Source organism: Thermovibrio ammonificans HB-1, assembly GCF_000185805.1.
In the GTDB taxonomy this organism is placed as follows: domain Bacteria; phylum Aquificota; class Aquificia; order Desulfurobacteriales; family Desulfurobacteriaceae; genus Thermovibrio; species Thermovibrio ammonificans.
In genome coordinates this window covers 1279594-1298514 of record NC_014926.1, presented here as the reverse complement: position 1 = coordinate 1298514, position 18921 = coordinate 1279594, and the positions used below count along the sequence as shown (strand labels likewise).

The window sequence follows — 18921 nt, the reverse complement described above, 5'->3', positions numbered from 1 at the left end:
TTGGCAACAATTATAAGGGATTGGGCGGGAAGGGTAGGCGGGGAGTTCCGGGAGAGGGAGGGTATGGCGGAGAGGGCGGGATTCGAACCCGCGGTACGGGCTTTAAACCCGTACACCCGCTTAGCAGGCGGGCGCCTTCAGCCAGGCTCGGCCACCTCTCCACTTAAGAAAGTGGTGAGCCGGGGAGGATTCGAACCTCCGACCTACGGATTAAAAGTCCGTTGCTCTACCAGCTGAGCTACCGGCCCACTGGCTGGCGGAGGGGGAGGGATTTGAACCCCCGGAGGGCCGTTTAGACCCTCAGGTGATTTCAAGTCACCCGCCTTCAGCCAGACTCGGCCACCCCTCCGCGTTGCGGTAAAGAAAAATAGTCCTTATGTTTTATCGTGTCAAGAGAGCTTTCCCGGAGGTGTAGATGTTGCCCGAAGAGCTGCTGAAGCTCCTGGCCTGCCCCAAGTGTAAGGGGGACCTTGAGTACAGGGAGAAGGAGCAGAAGTTGGTGTGCCACAAGTGTAAGCTTGCCTATCCGGTAATAGACGATATCCCCGTGATGCTGCCCGACGAAGCCGAGCCTCTGGAGGAGTAGTGGGCTGGCTGAGCTTCTTACTGGCACTCTTTATAACCGTTGCCTTTCTGGGCTCAACGGCCTACGGTATTTACAGAACCTTTAAGGTGAGGAGAGATGGTAAAGGTAAAGGACCTGACCCTTCCTGAGCTTAAGGAATTCGTTACCTCTTTGGGGTTTGAGCCTTACAGGGCCAAGCAGATAGCCCAGTGGCTCTACAAGAAGAGGGTCTCCTCTTTTGACCAGATGACCAACCTCTCTAAGGAGGCGCGGAAGCTCCTTTCCGAGAAGGCGCAGATAGACCTTTTGAAGCTTGTAAAGGTTGAGGAGTCTAAAGACGGCACCAGGAAGTACCTTTTTGAGCTTGAAGACGGCAGCCGCATAGAGTCGGTTTTCATACCCGAGAAGGACTGGAACACCTTGTGCGTTTCCACTCAGGTGGGTTGCCCGGCCGGGTGTAGGTTCTGCCTTACTGCCAAAGACGGTTTCACCAGGAACCTGACTGCCGGCGAGATAGTGGACCAGTACATCCAGGTTCAGAGGGATGTAGGTGAGAACAGGCGCATCTCCAACGTTGTTTTCATGGGTATGGGAGAGCCTCTGCTGAACTTCGACAACGTGAAAAAGGCCGTTGAGATTATGACCCACAGGGATATGCTCGACCTCTCAACGAGGAAGGTGACCGTTTCCACCGTGGGGATAGTTCCGGGCATAGACCGAATGGCCAAGGAGATGAACAAGGTTAAGTTGGCCGTTTCCCTTCACGCAACTACCGATGAAGTGAGAAACATGCTCGTTCCCCTGAACAGAAAGTACCCCATAGGGGAGATTATGGCCGCCCTGAGGCGCTATCCGGCCGACAACAACAGGCGGATAATGATTGAGTACGTAATGCTAAAAGGGGTTAACGACTCCCTTGAGGATGCCCGAAGGCTGGTGAAGCTCGTAAAGGGCATCCCCGTTAAGGTGAACCTCATTCCCTTTAACCCCTACCCGGGTGCCGAGTTTGAGCCCACTCCGAGGGAGCAGATAGAGGCCTTCCAGAAAGTTCTGTGGGACCATAACATTGCGGCCTTCATAAGGGACTCCAGGGGGCAGGATATCTCTGCCGCCTGTGGTATGCTCAGAACAAAGGAGAAGGCGTGTAGCGCTTAAATAACACTGAAACGGGAGGGACGGATGGCGGTTACACTCACCTCTTACCTTTTCCAGCAGAAAGGGGAGCTTCCCCACGTTACAGACGAGCTGGTTCTGTTGCTTAACGAGATTGCGGCGGCCACCAAGGAGATTGCCGGAAAGGTTAGAAAGGCCGGCCTTTTGGGAGTTCTGGGCAGTGCCGGTAAGGTTAACGTTCAGGGTGAGGAGGTTCAGAAGCTCGACGAGCTTGCAAACGAAATCCTGCTCGAGAGCTTAAAGAGCTGCGGTAAGGCGTGCCAGATAACCTCCGAGGAGGTTGAAGACTGTCTGGTTGTCTCTGAAAGCGGCTACGCTGTTGCCTTCGACCCCTTAGACGGCTCTTCCAACATAGACGTTAACGTGAGCATCGGCACCATCTTCTCGGTTCACAAAGACAGCGTTATGAAACCCGGCAGGGAGCAGCTTGCCGCCGGTTACGTTATCTACGGCCCGTCAACCATGATGGTTTTAACGCTCGGGAATGGCGTTGTGGCCTTTACCCTCGACCCCGAGAGCGGTAACTACCTCCTTTCCCACCCCGAGGTTAAGCTGCCCGAGAAGGGGAAGATTTACTCGATTAACGAGGCCAACAGGGACAAGTGGACGAGCGACGGCCTGAGGAGGTTCATAGACTTCCTGAAAGGGGAGAAGTACACCCTCAGGTACGTGGGCTCCATGGTTGCAGACGTCCACAGAACCCTCTTCAAGGGGGGAGTCTTCATCTATCCGGCCGATAGGAAGAACACCAGCGGTAAGCTAAGGCTCCTCTACGAGGCGAGCCCCATGGCGTTCCTCGTTGAGCAGGCCGGAGGTTTGGCCTCTACCGGTGAGAAGCCGATTCTCGACGTTGTTCCCGAGAAGCTCCACCAAAGGGTTCCCGTTATTCTGGGGAGCAGGTGGGAGGTTGAGAAGTGCCTTGAGTTTATGAGGGAGGGGTAGAGGCCCCTCCCTTAAGTTTACTTCTTCCTTTCGGTCCTTGCCTTCTGCCCGAGGGAGTGGATTTCCCCTTCGATTTTCTTCAGCAGTGAGCCGGACTCCTTGCCGCTCTTGAGCTCTTTTTCCACTTTTTCGAGCTCTTTCTCGAGCTCTTCGTAGGCCTTCTGGTAGTCGTAGGCGTAGCCGAGAACCCTTGCCAGCTGAAGCTCTTTACGTGCCGCCTCTACGAACTCAATCGCCTTCTTCTTGTCCTTTTTGGCAACGGAGATTGCGTCTTTGATGAACTCCTGGGCTTTAATGAAGGGTATCGGTATGGCAACTTCATCTATTATGAGGCTACCCCTTACAAGGGCCAGCGTTTGGATTGCTTCCTGGATTTTCCCTTCTTGAACGTACTGTTTCGCCAGGGCGAGTATGTGGTTGTACATGGCAACGGGCAGGTAGGTGGTGACTACGTCTATCTCATCTACGAGCTGGGCAAGCAGCAGCCTTGCGTCTTGAACTCTGCCCTTTTGGAGGAGCTCTTTAACCTTTTTGAGAGCCTCTTGGGCCGTTTTAACGTCTCCGTTGTAGCCCAGAACGATTATCTGCTGGTCGAGGGGAAGGAGCTGGAGGTTGGGGTGGAGCTTCAGAAACTCGTTAAGGGACTTTTGAGCTTCATTGAGGAGCTTCAGGGCCTCTTCTTTCTTCCCGTGCTCGAGCAGGAAGATGACCTTGTCTGTGTAGGCTACGGCCCTTAGTGCCTGCTCAAAGGAGAGGGCCTCCTTTTTCATCTGGAGCTGGTGGACCTTCTCTTTAACGCTCTCCTTACCCTTCTCGGCGGGGGTTGCGGCCAGTGCCGTTCCGGAGATTAAGGAGAGTGCGAGTGCTGCGGTTAGAAGCTGTCTCATCTTCCGCCTCCTTCTATTTGTTATTAAACATTAAATAATTATATCACAACAGTGGTTTATTCTCCAAGATGTATACTTAATTTGAATAGTCTTTATTGGAGGGAGCGATGGAGCACTTCGACGTTATCGTTGTAGGGGGCGGCCCTGCCGGGTTCAACGCCGTTAAGGCGGTAAGGAGTCTCTACCCCGAAAAGAGGGTTCTGGTTTTAAACGACAGGGAAGACCTTCAGATTCCCTGTTCCATTCCCTACGTTGTTGCCGGCCTGCTGAAGCCTGAAGATAACCGCTACCCGGTTAAAAAGCTTGCCGAGCTGGGTGCAACTTTACTGTTTGAGCGGGTAGTTTCGGTTAACCCTCAGGAGTCTCGGATTTTCACAGAGTCGGGGAAGCTCTACTCCTACGACAGGCTCGTTCTTGCGACGGGGTGGCTTCCCAGGCGTCTGCCCGTTGAAGGGACCGACCTTGAGGGGGTTTACTACATAGACAACTCTACCGAGGCGGTAATCAACCTCGTTAAAGAGGTAGCCTCGGCAAAGCGTATAGCCATAGTGGGCGGCGGTTTTATCAGCATAGGTTTCGCAGACCTCATCTCCAGGTTCCTGAAGAAAGAGATAACCGTAATAGAGGCGTCCCACAGGATAGGATCGGGCGTTTTCTCCGGGGATTTTGAGTCGGAAATGACCTCGCTCCTTGAGTCTGCCGGCGTTAGGGTTTTAAAAGGTGCGAAAGTTACAACCCTTGAAGGGAGCGGCAGGGTAGAGGCGGTCCTCCTTGAGGGGGGCGAGCGTATAGAGGCCGACCTTGTCCTTATTTTCATCGGCTTCCTGCCCAACTCTAAGCTCGCCGTTGACGCCTCTTTGAAGGTCGATAGGGGTTTTGTTGTTGTAGATAGGTTCCTGAGGAGCTCGGTTGACAATATCCTTGCCGCCGGTAACGTTGCCCTCCACTACAGTGCCGTAGACGGCGCCCCCTGGCCCGGTATGGTGGCCTCCGTTTCTGCTCGAGACGGAAGGATAGCGGGTGCCAACACTGCGGGCCCCGTTGTTGAAGACAGGGGTATTGTTCCTGCAGGGGTTACAGAGGTCGGCGGCAGGTTCTTCGGCTTTGCAGGCTACACTCAGGAGCTCCTTTCCGGGAAGGGCTTTGACTTTAAGAAGTGCGGAGTAACCTCCGCCGACGCCTACCCGAAGGCCATAGGGGCAAAGCCTTTGAAGCTCGACCTCTACTTTTTAAAGGGAAGCGGCAGGCTGGTGGGAGCCGAAGTGGAGGCCTCGAGCCGCTACGTTGCCCCCCTTGTTGACCTTGTTGCCGGACTCGTAGAGAGGGGGATTACCGCCTACGAACTCCTCTCTAAGGTGAGCGTTGCCTTCCCGCCGGTTACTCCTCCGCCCCTGCTTCAGCCCTTGCAGGAGGCAGCTTTAGCCTTCCTACGCTCTTAACGGACGGCCCTCTGGGGTAGAATTCCCTATTCCCTATCCCGGAGGGTCCCTTGGCCGGTAAAAAGGTCGCGGTTGTAGATATCGGTTCGAACACCGTTAAGCTCTTCGTTTACAGGGTAGAGGGGAAGAAGATAAAGAAGCTCTTCTCGGAGTCCTTCTACCTGAGGCTCCTCAACTTTGTTGAGGATGGCCGTTTAACGGAAGAGGGGATTCAGAGGCTCATCTTTGCCCTTGAGGCTTTTAAGGAGAGGCTTCAGGAGCTCCGTCCCGACTGCACTTTTGCCGTTGCCACTTACGTTTTAAGGGTTATTGAGAACCGTGATGAGGTTGTCAGACGGATAAGCCGCCTCTTTGAGGTTACGGTTCTCTCGGGGGAAGAAGAGGCCTACTACTCGGCCCTGGGGGCGCTTCTTGATGTGAAGCTCTCGGAGTGTCTGCTCTTTGACATAGGCGGCGGCAGCTTGGAGGTTTGCGAGATAAGGGAGGGAGAGCCCCGTTTCTGTAAGAGCTACCCTTTGGGAACTCTTGCCTTTAAGGGAAGCGTAAAGAACGGCGTTGTTACCGACCTGCGCAAGGTCAGGTGGACGGTTCGCCACCACGTTAACCCCTACGATTTTGAGATGAGCGAGAGCGACGTTCTGGTTGCCGTAGGGGGAAGCGTAAGGGCCCTTAAGAAGGTGGCCGGCAAGAGGCGGATAAAGCGGAAGCAGCTTAAGGATATTGTTGAGAAGCTCCTCAAGATGACTCCCGAAGAGATAAGCAGGGAGTTCGATATTCAGCTCAGCAGGGCTCTGACCGTTGCCGTTGCCGCCGTAGTGGCCCTTGAGCTGATGGATATATTTAAGTGCAAGGAGCTTCTCATCTCCAAGTACGGCATAAGAGAGGGTCTCGTTTATAAGAGGGTGGTTTTAGATGGGGAGTGCTAAGGTCAACCTGAACGACCCGAAGCTCTACATAAACAGGGAGCTCTCCTGGCTGGAGTTTAACAGGAGAGTGCTCGAGGAGGCGGAAGACCCTTCGAACCCGCTCCTTGAGAGGCTGAAGTTCCTTGCCATTTTCTTTACCAACCTCGATGAGTTCTTCATGATAAGGGTTGCCGGCCTGAAAAAGATGGTAGAGGCCGGCGTAAACAGGCCCTCTTTCGACGGCCTGACCCCCGTTGAGCAGCTGAGGAAGATTTCAAAGAAGACCAGGGAGCTTCTGAAAGTTGCGGAACGGGACTACAGGGAGCTTCTGAAGGAGCTCAGGGGGGAGAAGCTCTACATCTACTCCTACGGCGAGCTTCCCGCCCGCCTCAAAAGGAAGGCCGACAAGTACTTTAAAGAGATAGTCTTCCCCGTTTTAACCCCTCTGGCCGTAGACCTTACCCACCCCTTCCCCCACCTGCCCTCCCTCTCTTTCAACATCATCGTTGAGATGCGCTCCCACGAGCTTAAGTTCGGCCTCATCCCCGTTCCGAAGGTGCTTCCCAGGTTTGTGAAGCTGGATGAGTCCCACTACCTCTACCTTGAAGACCTCATTCTGAACCACGTTGAAGAGCTGTTTCCGAATCAGGAGATAACTGAGACTGCAACATTTAGAGTTACCCGCGATGCCGACATAGTGATTCAGGAAGACGAGGCCGACGACCTCCTTGAAGAGGTAGAAAAGGGGCTGAGAAAGAGGAAGTTCGGCAAGCCCGTCCGTTTAGAGATAAACGGAGGTTCGGAGTTTATACTGGCCCTCTTAAAGGACGAGCTTGAACTTACCGACCAAGACATCTTCCAGATGAAAATCCCCCTTAACCTCTCCGACCTCTGGAGCCTATACAAGGGGGTAGACAGGCCCGACCTCAAGTTCCCCCCTTACGTTCCCTACTACCCTCCCCAGTTTGAAGTGGACCTTTTCCTCGCCCTCAGGAGGGAGAGTGCCCTGCTCTTTCACCCTTATGAGTCGTTCGACCCGGTAGTTGAACTGCTTCAGGAGGCCGCAGAAGACCCTAAAGTTCTTGCCATAAAGCAGACCCTCTACAGGGTGGGGAAGAACTCTCCGGTTGTTGAGGCCCTCAGCCGGGCGGCTCAGAACGGCAAAGAGGTTACTGCCGTTGTAGAACTTAAGGCCCGCTTCGATGAGGAGAGCAACATAGTGTGGGCCAAGAAACTCGAAGAAGACGGCGTTCACGTTGTTTACGGCGTTCCCGGTCTGAAAACCCACGCAAAGCTCCTGATGATTGTCAGGGAGGAGGAAGGGAGAATAAGGCGCTACGTCCACTTCGGAACCGGAAACTACAACGTTGAAACCGCAAGGGTTTACTCCGACGTCAGTTACCTTACCTGCGACGACGAGCTGGGAGAGGACGTATCCCGGCTGTTTAACGTTATAACGGGTTACTTCCACCCTCCGAAGCTAAACAGGCTCTACATTTCCCCCGTTGACCTTAAGGAGAAAATCCTCAGTCTCATAGAGGAGGAGGCTTCTCTGGGCGGCAAGGGCAGGATAGTGGCCAAGATGAACTCCCTGGTTGACCCGGAGGTTATCCGGGCCCTTTACAGAGCTTCCCGTGCAGGGGTTAAAATCGACCTTATAGTAAGGGGAATCTGCTGTTTAAGGCCCGGGCTTAAGGGGATAAGCGAGAACATCAGGGTTGTAAGCATTGTGGGTAAGTACCTTGAGCACGCCCGTATCTTCTACTTCGGTAAGGGCGATAGGGTTTTTATAAGCAGTGCCGACTGGATGCCCAGGAACTTCCACAGGCGGGTAGAGACCCTGGTTCCGGTTGAAGAGCCGAAGCTGAAGGAGAAACTTAAGGAGATTTTAAAGATTCAGCTCAGGGACACGGCAAAGGCCCGGATACTCCAGCCCGACGGCACCTACGTAAGGCCCGAGAAGAGAGACTTTAACTCCCAGGAGTACTTTGAGCGATGGGTAAGAGAGTATTCCTTGTAAGGCACGCAAAGGCCGTAGACAGGCGGGAATGGGATAGAGACGACTGCTCGAGGCCCCTTACACCGGAAGGAGTTGAGGAGTTTAAGAGCTTCCTTAACTGGCTTCTGCCCGTTTTCCCGAGCTCCCTAAAGGTGGTCTCTTCCCCTTGCGACAGGGCCCTTGAGACCGCCCGCATACTCGCAGAGCTCCTTAACGCCCCCCTAAAGGTAGACGGCAGGCTCGCTCCCGATGCCGAGCCGGAGGAGTACATGGAGGTGGTTAAGGCCTACCGGGGCAATTTGGCCCTTGTTGGCCACGAGCCGGACCTTTCGCTCTTTTTAAACTACCTTACCTGCCTCAGCCCCGCCAAGGTGGCCTTTAAAAAGGGGGCCGTTGCAGAGCTGAGGAAAAAGGGCGGGGAGTGGAAGCTCTACGCCCTGTTTAACCCTAAGTCCATCACTCGTAGCGGGCGAAAGAGCTGATTATCCTTTCGGAGAGGTTCTTAAACGACAGCCTCTTTATGGCCTCTTTGTACTCCTGGTAAATCGGGTTGCCCTCCTCGAGCATCGAGAGGAACACGATGTTGTCGTAGTAGACCTCGATTGAGTCCAGGTATGCGATTGTCCTTATAGGGTCGAGGGTTATGAGGAAGGCGTACTTTAAAACCTTGATGTTTCCGTACTTCCCGTAGGTTGCCGTGTCCCCTTCGTTGACCCCGACAACCTTGTCGCCGTTTACCAAGGAAACCAGAACCACTTTGGTTTTGGACTGCTCCTTGGTTTCCAGGCTCATTCCTACCCCTAAAGAGGTTCGGTTGAACTGCGGTTCATTAACCTGATTTTAAAAAATCCCTGTACTTGGCGGCAACTTCCTCTGTGTACTCCCTGACTTTTGCGTCCTTGTAAACAACGAGCGGCGGCTCAACAACCACGCCCTTTCCGCCCCCCTTAACCGACTCCAACAGGAATAGGTTTGCCTGGGCCGAGGGCTCCGGGTAGATGAACCTGAGCCTTTTTGGCTCGAGCTTGTTGGCCCTGAGGAGTTCCACCGCGTCTGTGAACCTTACCGTAGGCAGGAGGAGGAAGAAACGCCCCCTGTCTTTGAGCAGGTAGCTTGCCGCCTTTATGAAGTCCTCCAGTTTTGCCTTGAGCTCCTGGCGTGCAACCGCCCGGTGCATACTCCTCGTTGAGGTTGAGCCCCGTCCCACTTCGATAAAGGGAGGGTTGGAGACCACAACGTCGAAGGAGGAGGGCCTGAAGTGCTCTTTTACCTGAGTAACGTTTAGGGTTACCGCTTGGAACCTTTCTGCTACTTTGTTCAGCTCTGCGTTTTTCAGGGCGAGTTTAACGTTCTCTTCGAGAACGTCTATACCTACCGCCTCAACTTTTGGGTGTTTAAGCAGCAGCAGTATCGGGATAACGCCGCAGCCGGTTCCCAAATCTGCTAAGCGCTCTTTGCCTTTGAGTTTTACGAAGTCTGTAAGGAGGAAGGTGTCGGTTCCGAACCGAAAGCCGTCGGTTCTCTGGTAGAACCGACACCTGTTATCGAGGAAGGTCGATAGGTCGTACTTAGCCTCCACAGAGCTGCCTCTTTACCGTTTCTACGTAGCGTTTAATCTGCTCTATCCAGCGCAGGAAAGCGTTTGTGTCGTCGAAGTAGTAGTTGGCAACGTCGCTTATGGTGTGCTCAAACTGGGCGGGGTTGTTGGAGAGGAACTCCTCTATTTCGGCAAGGAGCTTCCGGGCGCTTTCGCAGTCTGTAACTTCCTCCCTTACTATGTCCCAGTCGGACTTACCCTCCTCTACGCCGTAGGCGAAGGCTCCAAGGAGCGAGAAGAAGAAGGGAAACTTCTCTTCGAACAGTTTCTCCTTCTCGTAGTCCACAACCTCCTCCGGTTAAATTGGGTATGCGGTAAGAACTATGTAACCAAACCTTCCGTCTTTTTTCAAGATTACCCTGGCGTCTGTGCAGGTGGACTCTTCGAATACCCCCTTTTGAACCCTGGTCACTTTGAAGCCTATGGGTTTGCTTCCCCTGTAGGTTATTACCAGCTTGTTGGGGGCGTTGGGGTTCTTCAGCCACCTCAGTATCTTCTCCCTGTTCTGGCTTATTGCGGCCTCTACCACTCTTTCGGCGGTTTTAAGGTCGTAGAAGGTGCTTGCGGACTTCAGCCTCTCTTCCCTCTTGAGCCGCTCTTTGAGCCAGCTTCCGGTTTTGCCCACGTGTTTGCGTATCGTGTGACCTCCGTGGCGTTCGTAGAAGGCAAGCCCCCTGTACCCGAGCTCTTTAAGGGCCGCGTGGTTTACTTTGGGCTCCTGGGGTTTCTCTTGCAGGCAACCCGTAAGGCTCAGCAGCGGCAGCAGTAGAACCAGCAGGAAGGTAAGCAGTTTCTTCATTTTCCCCTCCAGATTGAAATTTTCCTTTTGGAAATCTACATTACTTCTGCAACCTTATAAGGAGGAAATTATGGCCCAGTTCATAGATAGAGCTAAAATTTTTGTCCAAGGCGGTCACGGTGGCAACGGGTGTGTTGCCTTTAGGAGGGAGAAGTTCGTCCCCAAAGGCGGCCCTTCGGGTGGAAGCGGCGGTAAGGGGGGCGACGTTGTTCTGGTTGCCGACAGGAACGTTCACACCCTGCTGGACTTTAAGTACAAGCGCCACTACAGAGCCGAGAGGGGACGCCACGGAGAGGGTAATAAGCGGAGCGGTAAGAGCGGAGAGGACCTGATTATCAAGGTTCCCGTTGGCACCGTTGTTAGGGATGCCGAGACCGGAGAGGTGCTCGGTGATTTGACCGAGCACGGCCAGAGGCTCGTAGTTGCAAGGGGAGGCCGCGGCGGTAGGGGTAACGCCGAGTTCGCCACCCCTACAAGGAGGGCCCCCGACTTTGCCGAGCCGGGAGAGCCCGGGGAGGAGCGGTGGATTGAGCTGGAGCTGAAGCTCCTTGCAGATGTGGGTCTTGTGGGTTTTCCCAATGCCGGTAAGTCCACCTTCCTCTCGAGGGTTTCTGCCGCAAGGCCCGAGATTGCCGACTACCCCTTTACCACCCTCAGGCCGATTCTGGGCGTTGCAAAGGTGGGCGACCACTCCTTCGTTGTTGCCGATATTCCCGGCCTAATAGAAGGAGCTCACCAGGGGAAGGGCCTGGGACACGAGTTTCTCAGGCACGTTGAGAGGACTAAGCTTCTGCTGCACCTGATAGACCTTACAGACCCAACCCGGACTCCCGAGGAGGCCTTTGAGGCGATAAACAGGGAGCTGAGCCTTTACTCTCCGGAGCTAGCCCGGAAACCTCAGATAGTTGTAGGGACGAAGCTTGACGCTCTGCACGACAGGAGCGTTCTGGATAGGCTCCGGCGGTTTTTCGCCGAAAAAGGGTATCCTTTCTTTGCCGTTTCCGCCGTTACCGGCGAAGGTATGGACAGGCTCATGGGATTTGTGTCGGAGAAGCTGAAGGAGCTGGAAAGGAGCGATGCTGAAGAGGGCAAAGAGGATAGTGGTTAAGGTTGGCTCCCAGCTCCTTTCTGGAGCGGAGGGGCTCAACCTTGAGTTTATAGACGAGCTCTCCCGCCAGGTTGCCAAACTGAGGGAGGCCGGGCGGGAGGTTATACTCGTCAGCTCCGGAGCCGTGCTTGCCGGTATTAAGGCCCTCGGCCTTAACAGGAAGCCCTTCTCCCTTGCCGAGAAGCAGGCCCTCTCTGCCGTGGGTCAGCCCTACTTAATGGCCGAGTACAGGAGGGCCTTTAACCGATTCGGCCTTGAGGTTGCTCAGGTTCTCCTTACCGCCGAGGACCTGCGCTCTAAGGAGCGTTTCCTCAACGCCAAGAATACCTTTGAAGCCCTTTTAAAGTTCGGCGTTGTTCCCGTTGTAAACGAGAACGACACCGTTTCGGTTGAGGAGATAAAGATAGGGGATAACGACAACCTGTCGGCCCACGTTGCCGTTCTTACAGATGCCGACCTTCTGGTTATGCTTACCGTGAGTAACGGTATTTACGATAAGGACCCCCGCTCGAACCCGGATGCGAAGCTCGTTCCGGTTGTAGAAAGGCCCGAGGAGCTCTTCAGCAGTTGCGATTTCTCCTGTAAGACCTCCTTCGGCACGGGAGGTATGGGAACAAAGGTAGAGGCAGCCTCTAAGGCGGCGAAGAAGGGGATTCCGGTTATCGTTGCGGGGGGTAAGGAGCCCGACGTCCTCCTCAGAATAGTTTCGGGAGAGCGGGTCGGGACGCTCTTTCTGCCCTCTAAGAAGCTCAGGGCGAAAACTTACCGGATTCTCTACCTTATGAAGCCAAAGGGGCGCCTTTACGTTGATGAGGGTGCGAAGAGGGCGGTTGTTGAGCAAGGTATGAGCCTCCTCTCCAAGGGGGTGAAGCGTTTCGAGGGGCAGTTTGAGAAGGGGGATGCCGTTGAAGTGTGCACCCTCGACGGCTCGGTTATAGGTAAGGGAATAGTTAAGTGCAGCAGTGAGAGCCTTTACGACTCAAAGGTTTGTATCCACAGGGACGATTTTGTTTTAACCGGAGATTGAGGAGGTTGGCTTGAAGGTCTCCCAGTTTCTCAAGGAGAATGGCTTAACCCACTTTGTTGACGGTGAGCCCCAGGGGTTTACGGCCCTGCCCGAGGTTAAGGGCGGAGCCCACAGGCTCCGGTTTTTTGTAAAGGAGAGTGAGGGTAGAGTCTCCCGGTGCCTCTTTAATGCTTCCAAGAGGTGTAAGAAGCTTCTTGCCCTTGCAGAGGTTACCTGCCGCAGGGCGGAGGAGCTCGGCAGGCTCCCGGAGCCCGAGGAGCTAAACTCTATTTTGGAGCTCTTTTCCGGTGAGCGAGATGTGAAGAAGATGAGGGAGCGGCTGGAGCTTGTAAAGAGGGCCCTTGAGAGATGATATGCCGAAAGCTGCTGAAAAAGCCCTCCTTTACGCGTTTTGTGGCCTTTGCCCTCTGTGATACTTTCGAGAGGGATTACCAGTTCTTTGCAGCTTCTGTTGCCTACTATACGCTTATGTCTATAGTTCCGCTCTTCATATTCCTCTTTTTCCTGGGTATGGAGGTGTTTCACGTAGATTTCAAGCAGTTCATCCCTCAGCAGTTTTTGAACTCCCCCCTCAGGCCCATATTTGAGCAGATTGAGGACGTTGTGAGCAACTCGGGGATAATAAGCGGAACGGCTGCCGCTGTAATGCTCTGGTTCTCGCGAGGGATATTCCTCTCCCTTGAGAAGTCTTTTTCCGAGATTCTCGGCAGGGAAAACCCGGCCGGATTTCTGTACAGACACATAGTTATCATTCTGGTCATTTTTCTACTGTGGATATTGATGTTCTTCTTCTACGTAGCCCAGTACCTACTTGCCATTTTGTTGCCGCAGGTGCCGGAGCTTTCGTTTCTCTCCTCTCTGCTCGTTCCTGTTCTGCTCTTTTTGGTCCTCTTCGGAGTTTACTACTTCCTCCTGCCGGTAAAGGTTCCGATGGGGTTTGTTTTTAAGGTTTCAACTTTCGTCTTCCTGCTTTTGGCCCTCTTTGAGCGGTTTTTCGTTTGGTTTATAGTTCACGTTTCTAAGGTGAGTATCCTCTACGGCTCTTTTGCCGCTGTTATTATCTTTCTCCTGTGGATATACTACTCGGCCACTGTTATCCTTATAGGTGTGGGCATTTTTAAGGCCAAGTTGATTGTTGAAGGGGAGCTTCAATGAGAGTTGTGACCTCTCTGAAGGAGATGGCGGCCCTCGGGTTGAGCTTCTGCAGGCTCGGCAAAAGCGTCGGCTTTGTTCCCACGATGGGCTACCTACATGAAGGCCATTTGAGCCTTGTCAGGAGGGCGAAGGAAGAGAACGACGTTGTTGTTGTAAGTATATTCGTTAACCCTACTCAGTTCGGCCCCGGAGAGGATTTTGAGCGTTATCCGAGGGATTTGGAAAGGGACAGGAAGCTCCTTGAGGCAGAAGGGGTAAACTACCTTTTCCTCCCCGATGCCCGCCAGATGTACCCGAGAGGTTTTTCCACCTGGGTTGAGGTTGAGGGGCTTACAGAGGGGCTCTGCGGAGCGAGCCGCCCCGGCCACTTTAGGGGCGTTGCCACCGTTGTTACAAAGCTTTTAAACCTCGTTCGCCCTACAAGGGCCTACTTCGGAGAGAAGGACTACCAGCAGCTTCAGGTTATAAGGCGCCTTGTGGCAGACCTTAACATACCCGTTGAAGTTGTGGGCTGCCCCATAGTGAGGGAGCCCGACGGCCTCGCAATGAGCTCCAGGAACACTTACCTCTCTCCGGAAGAGAGGAGCTCTGCCCTCTCTCTTTACAGGGGGTTGAAGCTCGCAGAGGAGCTCTTTCGGCAGGGTGAGCGTAACGCCTCCGCTATAAAGTCTGCTGTTCGGGAGTTTATCCTCTCTCACCCGAGAACTAAAGTCGATTACGTTGAAATAGTGGACCCCGAGTCCCTTAAGCCGGTTGAGCGGGTAAAGGAGGGTGACGTTATAGCCCTTGCGGTTTTCGTAGGCAACACCCGTCTGATAGACAACCACAGGTTCGGAGAGCCTCTATAATTAGAAGTGAGGGGGCTTTTAACTATCGAGCGGCCGGAGGGAAGAATGGTATACGAAATTACCCTAAAAACAACCGGGAGAAACCAGTTTATAGACATCACCCGTCAGGTTGAGTCTGTGGTTCTCCAGTCGGGGGTGAAAAACGGCATCTGCGTTGTTTACGTTCCCCATACAACCGCTGCCGTTACCATAAACGAGAACGCAGACCCTACTGTAAGGAAGGACATAATCTCTATGCTGGATAAACTCGTTCCTTGGCGGGAGCCCTTTTACGAGCATGCAGAGGGGAACTCTGCCGCCCATATAAAGTCGAGCCTTGTAGGGTGCAACCAGACCGTAATCGTTCAGAACGGTAAGCTGCTTTTAGGAACTTGGCAGGGAATCTACTTTTGTGAGTTCGACGGGCCGAGAACCAGGAGGGTCTTCGTTAAGGTTATTGAAGGGTAACGCGGAGCAGGCCGTAAGCCGGGTTCTGTTCTGAGGGGGTCATTTATCTGTGCGGCTTACCCGCTGGCATCGGGCGGGCCACCCTCAAGCGCCAGCCTATTTAGCCTTGCTCCGGGAGGGGGTTGCCGTGCCTCCTTCCCTTGCGGGTTGGAGCGGTGGTCTCTTACACCACCGTTTCACCCTTACCACCTTGTAGGTGGCGGTCTGTTCTCTGTGGCCCTTCCGCAGGGTTGCCCCTGCCCGGCTCAACGCCGGCTCCCTGCCCTGTGGAGCCCGGACTTTCCTCCGGGGTTTAAACCCCGGCGACCCCTCGTCCTGCTCCGCACCGATTAAATATAGGCCTTTAGAGCTTACTTGCTTACCTCCTTGCCGAGCTTCTTCTCTACCGACTCTATCTTCTGCTTAAGGCGGTTGCTCTTGCCTTTTCGTATGTCGAACTTAACCACCGAGTAGACCCTGTTACAGTCGGGCTCCAGCTGTTGGTAGGCCTTTTTCAGTATCTCAAGGGCCTCGTCCATCGTTTCGGTTTCGAACACAGTTCCCATAGGCGTCAGTTTGTAGGGGACTCCGCTTTCGTCTATCATCTTTATTATCCTTGCCACGTAAGGGCTTACACTTTCTCCCTTGTCTGTGGGGAACATGGCGAACTCTACCAGGAAAGACATATTTTCCTCCTTAAACCGTTGTGGTTTGGTTTTTCCTTATAATTTAAGCCTGTTACGGAGGGGCCGTGGAAAGTTTGGCAGTCTGTATAGGTGAGCCTTCAACGCGCGAGGTTGAGTTCATTAGCTCCAGAAAAGTTCAGCTCGGTGATTACGTTGAGCTTGAGTACGAAGGTTACAGGGTTTTGGGCTTTGTGAGGGAGGTAAGGCGCATCAGCAGAGTTTTGAGTGAAGACCTTGCCCCTGAAGATCTTCAGAGGATAAAGCGGTTTGCGGGAAGCTCCTCCTTTTTCAGGGGGAGGATATCGATACTGGGAGCCCCCGACAGGAACATGTTTGTTCCGAGGGTTCCTCCCGAGCCCGGGACTCTCATCTACCCGGCCTCCAGCGATACGCTGAGAAAGGTCTTCGGCGAAGGTGGAGGAACGAGGATACATCTTGGCCACCTTCTCACTCGTCCCGAAGTTCCGGTTTACGTTGACGTTAACAGTATAGTGAACCGCCACCTTGCGGTTCTTGCAATTACCGGTGGAGGAAAGTCAAACACCGTTTCGGTTATCCTTGAGGGAATACTGGAGAAGGGCGGTGCCGTTTTGGTCTTTGACATGCACGGCGAGTACGTGGATTTTGACCTTGAAGTTAACGGCAGGCCCGCTGTAAAGAACATATCCCTTACCTTGAACCCCTTAAGGCTCAGTTACCAGGAGTTCCGCCTCTTTGCCAACGTTGACGACAGCGCCTACATCCAGGACCGTTACCTGAGGCGTGCCTTTAAGGAGACAAACGAGGCGGTGAAGAACGGGGACATCCCCCCCTCCGACTTCTGGGGCTACCTGCTCGGGCTCCTTAACGGCTGGGCCGGCGACGACGCCTACAAGGAGGACAGGAAGTCCATCACCGGTGTTATAGGGAAAGTGGAGGATATGATTGACTTCTACAGCGACCTCTTTGCCCTCGACCAGTCTACAATCGTTGAGCAGATAGAGCTCGGAAGGCTTAACGTTGTAGACCTCTCCCACGTAGACGAGAAGATTGCCGATATAGTTGTCAGCCACGTTCTCAGGAACGCCCTTGAGGCGAGGAAGGCCAGCGTAAGGGGAGAGAGCTCTCCCCTCGATTTTCCCCTGCTTACCGTTATAGAGGAGGCCCACGTTCTTGCTTCGGCTTCCGTTCCCACCCGTTCCCGCTACTGGATTTCCCGAATTGCGAGGGAGGGGCGTAAGTTCGGCCTGGGGCTCTGCCTTGTTACCCAGCGGCCGAAGGCCCTCGACTCAAACGCCCTCTCTCAGGCAAACAACATGGTTATTCTGAGGCTCGTTGAGCCGGGAGACCAGAGGCACGTTCAGCAGGCGTCTGAGTCTCTGAGTGCAGACCTGGTTGAGCAGCTTCCCTCCCTTAACGTAGGTGAGGCCCTTGTGATGGGTAAGATGATACCGGTGCCGGCCCTTGTGAAGATTAAGAAGGCCTCTGCCAAGAGGGGAGGCGGTGATATAGACGTTGTTGACGCTTGGAAGAAGCTCTCTGTGAAGCGCGAAGAGATAGACAGACAGATTAAGGACATGTGGGAGTTTTAAATGGAGCTGGTTTCGGAGAAGAAGCGAATAGCCCTCTACTCGGTTCTCGTTAACCTGTTTCTCTCGGTTCTTAAAATCGTTGCCGGTATCGTTTCCGGTTCGGCGGCCCTTGTTGCAGACGGTATCCACTCTCTTGCCGACCTTGCCGCTGCCGTTTCGGTTCTTGCCGGCATCGTGATTGCCAATATGAAGGTTGAGGGTTTCCCCTACGGCCTCTATAAAGTGGAGAATATGATATCGCTGGTTAGTGCGTTTGCCATTTTCTTTGCCGGCTACGAGATAGCTCGGGACGTCCTCTTTAGCTCCCATCCTCCCCAGATGAAGAACCTCCCGGTTGCCCTGGGAGCCGTTGTTGTGACTATTGTGGTTACCTACCTCTTTTCAAGGTACGAGCGTAAAAAGGGAGAGGAGCTTAACTCCCCGAGCCTTATTGCCGATTCCGAGCACGTTAAGACCGATATGCTCTCTTCGATAGTTGTCCTCGTTGGAGTTCTTGCCAACTACTTCGGTCTGTGGTGGCTCGAGAAGCTCGCCGTTTTAGTTATAGTCGTTCTTATATTCCACGCCGGCTACGAGATTATGGTGGAAGCTCTGAAGGTTTTACTTGACGCCTCTATAGACCGGGAGACCCTCGATAAGGTAAAGGCCCTTTTGATGTCTCACCCGCTTGTAAAGAAGGTTAAGTACGTTACGGGTAGGAGTTCCGGAAGTTACAGGTTTATAGAGGCTGAGGTTGTTGTTGCGACCAACGACCTTGAGAAGGCCCACAGGATAGTCCACGAGGTAGAGGCCCGAGTTAAGAACGAAGTGCCCTTTATCGAGAAGATAATCATCCACTTTGAGCCCCAAGAGCGGCAGTTCAGCAGGTTTGCCGTTCCCGTAGACGGCGATAAGGTGTGCAGCAGGTTTGCAGACTGTCCGGAGATTCTGATTCTCAGGAGGGAAGGGGAGAGCTTCTCCGTAGAGAAGAGGATTCCCAACCCGGCTAAGGATTTTAAGTTCGGTAAGTGTATAGAGCTTGTGGAGTTCCTCGCCCGTGAGGGGGTTGACTGTATAGCGGTGAATAACCTTCCCCTGGGAAAGGGGGTTATATACGCCCTCTCTTCTTACGATTTGGGGATGAAGCTCGTTCCCGTGGAGAGCGTAGGTGAGCTCGTTGAGGCTTTGAAGAGAGACCCTGTCTGCGACCCTCCCCTTGTTGTCTGGACCAATCACGCCTGCGACTTCTCTCCCTCTGGAGGTTCCGGTGAGAATAGGTGAACTCCTTGAGCGTGACAGCTCTCTTTCCCACTTGAGCGTCGGCGTTTTTGTCGACATGCAGAACATCTACTACGGAGCGAAGAACACTCTGAAGCGGAAGGTGGACTTTAAGAACTTGCTGAAGATAGCCGTTAGGGGGAGGCAGCTCTACAGGGCTATTGCCTACCTTGTGGATTTGGAGCGGGTGAATCAGGACGGTTTTATCTACGTTCTGAGGAGTATCGGTTATGAGGTGAAGCTCAAGGAGCCGAAGAAGTTCTACAACTGGGATAAGGTTGAGTATAAGGCCGACTGGGACATGGGAATAGCGATAGACGCCATAGCGATGGCGGAGAACGGCAAAGTTGACGTTGTTGTGCTCATGAGCGGAGACGGGGATTTTGTAGACTTGATAAACTTTTTAAAGGCTAAAGGCATAAAAGTAGAGGTTATCTCCTTCAGGAGTATAACTGCGAAGGAGCTTATCTACTCTGCAAGCGAGTACATAGACCTTGAGGAGTTTGCCGATTTTATAGTTCTTTCCGAGGAGTAGGT

General features: G+C 53.6%; 23 protein-coding genes, 3 tRNA genes and 1 other RNA gene. 17 read left to right on the top strand and 10 right to left on the bottom strand.

Annotated features, from left to right (window positions below):
• Nucleotides 1-64: 64 nt before the first annotated feature.
• The 3 genes from THEAM_RS06685 to THEAM_RS06675 all read right to left on the bottom strand — a co-directional run bounded on the left by THEAM_RS06685 (nucleotide 65) and on the right by THEAM_RS06675 (nucleotide 349).
• Nucleotides 65-161: transfer RNA gene (locus THEAM_RS06685), tRNA-Ser, on the bottom strand.
• Between the two features lie 11 nt (nucleotides 162-172).
• Nucleotides 173-248, bottom strand: a tRNA-Lys gene (locus tag THEAM_RS06680).
• A gap of 6 nt (nucleotides 249-254) precedes the next feature.
• Nucleotides 255-349, bottom strand: a tRNA-Ser gene (locus THEAM_RS06675).
• 66 nt (nucleotides 350-415) lie between these two features.
• Between THEAM_RS06675 and THEAM_RS06670 the strand changes: the two genes are divergently transcribed.
• Genes THEAM_RS06670 through fbp form a run of 4 tightly spaced genes read left to right on the top strand, consistent with a single transcriptional unit; the run spans nucleotide 416 to nucleotide 2680 of the window.
• Complete coding sequence (locus tag THEAM_RS06670) at nucleotides 416-586, top strand: Trm112 family protein (protein ID WP_013538075.1); 171 nt, start codon at nucleotides 416-418, stop codon at nucleotides 584-586.
• Nucleotides 586-714 carry a hypothetical protein gene (locus THEAM_RS09815; RefSeq protein ID WP_013538074.1) on the top strand — a complete coding sequence of 43 codons (129 nt, stop codon included), beginning with the start codon at nucleotides 586-588 and terminating at the stop codon, nucleotides 712-714. Before THEAM_RS06670 ends, THEAM_RS09815 begins: the two co-directional genes overlap by 1 nt.
• Nucleotides 683-1720 (top strand): dual-specificity RNA methyltransferase RlmN, encoded by a 1038-nt coding sequence (gene rlmN / locus THEAM_RS06665; RefSeq protein ID WP_013538073.1) that lies wholly within the window; start codon nucleotides 683-685, stop codon nucleotides 1718-1720. The genes THEAM_RS09815 and rlmN overlap by 32 nt, the downstream gene beginning before the upstream one ends.
• 24 nt (nucleotides 1721-1744) lie before the next feature.
• Entirely contained in the window at nucleotides 1745-2680 is a 936-nt protein-coding gene (gene fbp, locus THEAM_RS06660; protein ID WP_013538072.1) for a class 1 fructose-bisphosphatase, read from the top strand.
• A 17-nt stretch (nucleotides 2681-2697) separates the two neighbouring features.
• Here the strand turns inward: fbp and THEAM_RS06655 are convergent, their stop codons facing one another.
• Entirely contained in the window at nucleotides 2698-3567 is an 870-nt protein-coding gene (locus THEAM_RS06655; RefSeq protein ID WP_013538071.1) for a YfdX family protein, read from the bottom strand.
• Nucleotides 3568-3674: 107 nt separating this feature from the next.
• On the opposite strand from THEAM_RS06655, the gene THEAM_RS06650 reads away from it, so the two are divergent.
• The 4 genes from THEAM_RS06650 to THEAM_RS06635 are packed head-to-tail and all read left to right on the top strand — an operon-like array spanning nucleotide 3675 to nucleotide 8392.
• Nucleotides 3675-5006 carry an NAD(P)/FAD-dependent oxidoreductase gene (locus THEAM_RS06650; RefSeq protein ID WP_013538070.1) on the top strand — a complete coding sequence of 444 codons (1332 nt, stop codon included), beginning with the start codon at nucleotides 3675-3677 and terminating at the stop codon, nucleotides 5004-5006.
• Between the two features lie 50 nt (nucleotides 5007-5056).
• A complete protein-coding gene (locus THEAM_RS06645; RefSeq protein WP_013538069.1) occupies nucleotides 5057-5932 on the top strand; it encodes a Ppx/GppA phosphatase family protein in 876 nt (291 codons plus the stop codon).
• Entirely contained in the window at nucleotides 5919-7931 is a 2013-nt protein-coding gene (gene ppk1 / locus THEAM_RS06640; protein WP_013538068.1) for a polyphosphate kinase 1, read from the top strand. The genes THEAM_RS06645 and ppk1 overlap by 14 nt, the downstream gene beginning before the upstream one ends.
• Nucleotides 7907-8392, top strand: coding sequence for a SixA phosphatase family protein (locus tag THEAM_RS06635; protein WP_013538067.1), 486 nt, complete (start codon nucleotides 7907-7909; stop codon nucleotides 8390-8392). Before ppk1 ends, THEAM_RS06635 begins: the two co-directional genes overlap by 25 nt.
• Here the strand turns inward: THEAM_RS06635 and THEAM_RS06630 are convergent.
• From THEAM_RS06630 to THEAM_RS06615, 4 genes are read right to left on the bottom strand one after another with little or no spacing between them, the layout of a single operon-like run.
• Nucleotides 8367-8702, bottom strand: a complete 336-nt coding sequence (locus tag THEAM_RS06630) for a hypothetical protein (RefSeq protein WP_013538066.1) — start codon at nucleotides 8700-8702, stop codon at nucleotides 8367-8369. The genes THEAM_RS06635 and THEAM_RS06630 overlap by 26 nt on opposite strands.
• Nucleotides 8703-8739: 37 nt before the next feature.
• A complete protein-coding gene (locus THEAM_RS06625) occupies nucleotides 8740-9489 on the bottom strand; it encodes a tRNA1(Val) (adenine(37)-N6)-methyltransferase (RefSeq protein WP_013538065.1) in 750 nt (249 codons plus the stop codon).
• Nucleotides 9479-9793: a hypothetical protein gene (locus THEAM_RS06620; protein ID WP_013538064.1), complete on the bottom strand. Its 315-nt coding sequence runs from the start codon at nucleotides 9791-9793 to the stop codon at nucleotides 9479-9481. The genes THEAM_RS06625 and THEAM_RS06620 overlap by 11 nt, the downstream gene beginning before the upstream one ends.
• 12 nt (nucleotides 9794-9805) lie before the next feature.
• Nucleotides 9806-10306 carry an RNase A-like domain-containing protein gene (locus THEAM_RS06615; RefSeq protein WP_013538063.1) on the bottom strand — a complete coding sequence of 167 codons (501 nt, stop codon included), beginning with the start codon at nucleotides 10304-10306 and terminating at the stop codon, nucleotides 9806-9808.
• 70 nt (nucleotides 10307-10376) lie between these two features.
• On the opposite strand from THEAM_RS06615, the gene obgE reads away from it, so the two are divergent.
• From obgE to THEAM_RS06585, 6 genes are read left to right on the top strand one after another with little or no spacing between them, the layout of a single operon-like run.
• Nucleotides 10377-11414 (top strand): GTPase ObgE, encoded by a 1038-nt coding sequence (gene obgE, locus THEAM_RS06610; protein ID WP_013538062.1) that lies wholly within the window; start codon nucleotides 10377-10379, stop codon nucleotides 11412-11414.
• Entirely contained in the window at nucleotides 11383-12441 is a 1059-nt protein-coding gene (gene proB / locus THEAM_RS06605) for a glutamate 5-kinase (protein ID WP_013538061.1), read from the top strand. The genes obgE and proB overlap by 32 nt, the downstream gene beginning before the upstream one ends.
• 10 nt (nucleotides 12442-12451) lie before the next feature.
• Nucleotides 12452-12793: a hypothetical protein gene (locus THEAM_RS06600; RefSeq protein ID WP_013538060.1), complete on the top strand. Its 342-nt coding sequence runs from the start codon at nucleotides 12452-12454 to the stop codon at nucleotides 12791-12793.
• Nucleotides 12790-13596, top strand: a complete 807-nt coding sequence (locus THEAM_RS06595) for a YihY/virulence factor BrkB family protein (protein ID WP_013538059.1) — start codon at nucleotides 12790-12792, stop codon at nucleotides 13594-13596. The genes THEAM_RS06600 and THEAM_RS06595 overlap by 4 nt, the downstream gene beginning before the upstream one ends.
• Entirely contained in the window at nucleotides 13593-14444 is an 852-nt protein-coding gene (panC, locus tag THEAM_RS06590) for a pantoate--beta-alanine ligase (RefSeq protein WP_013538058.1), read from the top strand. Before THEAM_RS06595 ends, panC begins: the two co-directional genes overlap by 4 nt.
• A gap of 45 nt (nucleotides 14445-14489) precedes the next feature.
• Nucleotides 14490-14891 (top strand): secondary thiamine-phosphate synthase enzyme YjbQ, encoded by a 402-nt coding sequence (locus THEAM_RS06585; protein WP_013538057.1) that lies wholly within the window; start codon nucleotides 14490-14492, stop codon nucleotides 14889-14891.
• Here the strand turns inward: THEAM_RS06585 and rnpB are convergent.
• Together rnpB and THEAM_RS06580 are read right to left on the bottom strand one after the other, a co-directional pair.
• An RNA gene (gene rnpB / locus THEAM_RS09515) (RNase P RNA component class A) lies at nucleotides 14891-15213 on the bottom strand. The genes THEAM_RS06585 and rnpB overlap by 1 nt on opposite strands.
• A gap of 28 nt (nucleotides 15214-15241) precedes the next feature.
• Entirely contained in the window at nucleotides 15242-15556 is a 315-nt protein-coding gene (locus THEAM_RS06580) for an MTH1187 family thiamine-binding protein (RefSeq protein ID WP_013538056.1), read from the bottom strand.
• Nucleotides 15557-15621: 65 nt separating this feature from the next.
• Here THEAM_RS06580 and THEAM_RS06575 point away from each other — a divergent pair, with 65 nt between their 5' ends.
• Genes THEAM_RS06575 through THEAM_RS06565 form a run of 3 tightly spaced genes read left to right on the top strand, consistent with a single transcriptional unit; the run spans nucleotide 15622 to nucleotide 18919 of the window.
• Nucleotides 15622-17127 (top strand): helicase HerA domain-containing protein, encoded by a 1506-nt coding sequence (locus tag THEAM_RS06575; protein WP_013538055.1) that lies wholly within the window; start codon nucleotides 15622-15624, stop codon nucleotides 17125-17127.
• A complete protein-coding gene (locus THEAM_RS06570; RefSeq protein ID WP_013538054.1) occupies nucleotides 17128-18387 on the top strand; it encodes a cation diffusion facilitator family transporter in 1260 nt (419 codons plus the stop codon). It abuts the gene before it with no gap.
• Nucleotides 18374-18919: a LabA-like NYN domain-containing protein gene (locus THEAM_RS06565; protein ID WP_013538053.1), complete on the top strand. Its 546-nt coding sequence runs from the start codon at nucleotides 18374-18376 to the stop codon at nucleotides 18917-18919. Before THEAM_RS06570 ends, THEAM_RS06565 begins: the two co-directional genes overlap by 14 nt.
• The last annotated feature ends 2 nt before the right edge of the window (nucleotides 18920-18921 follow it).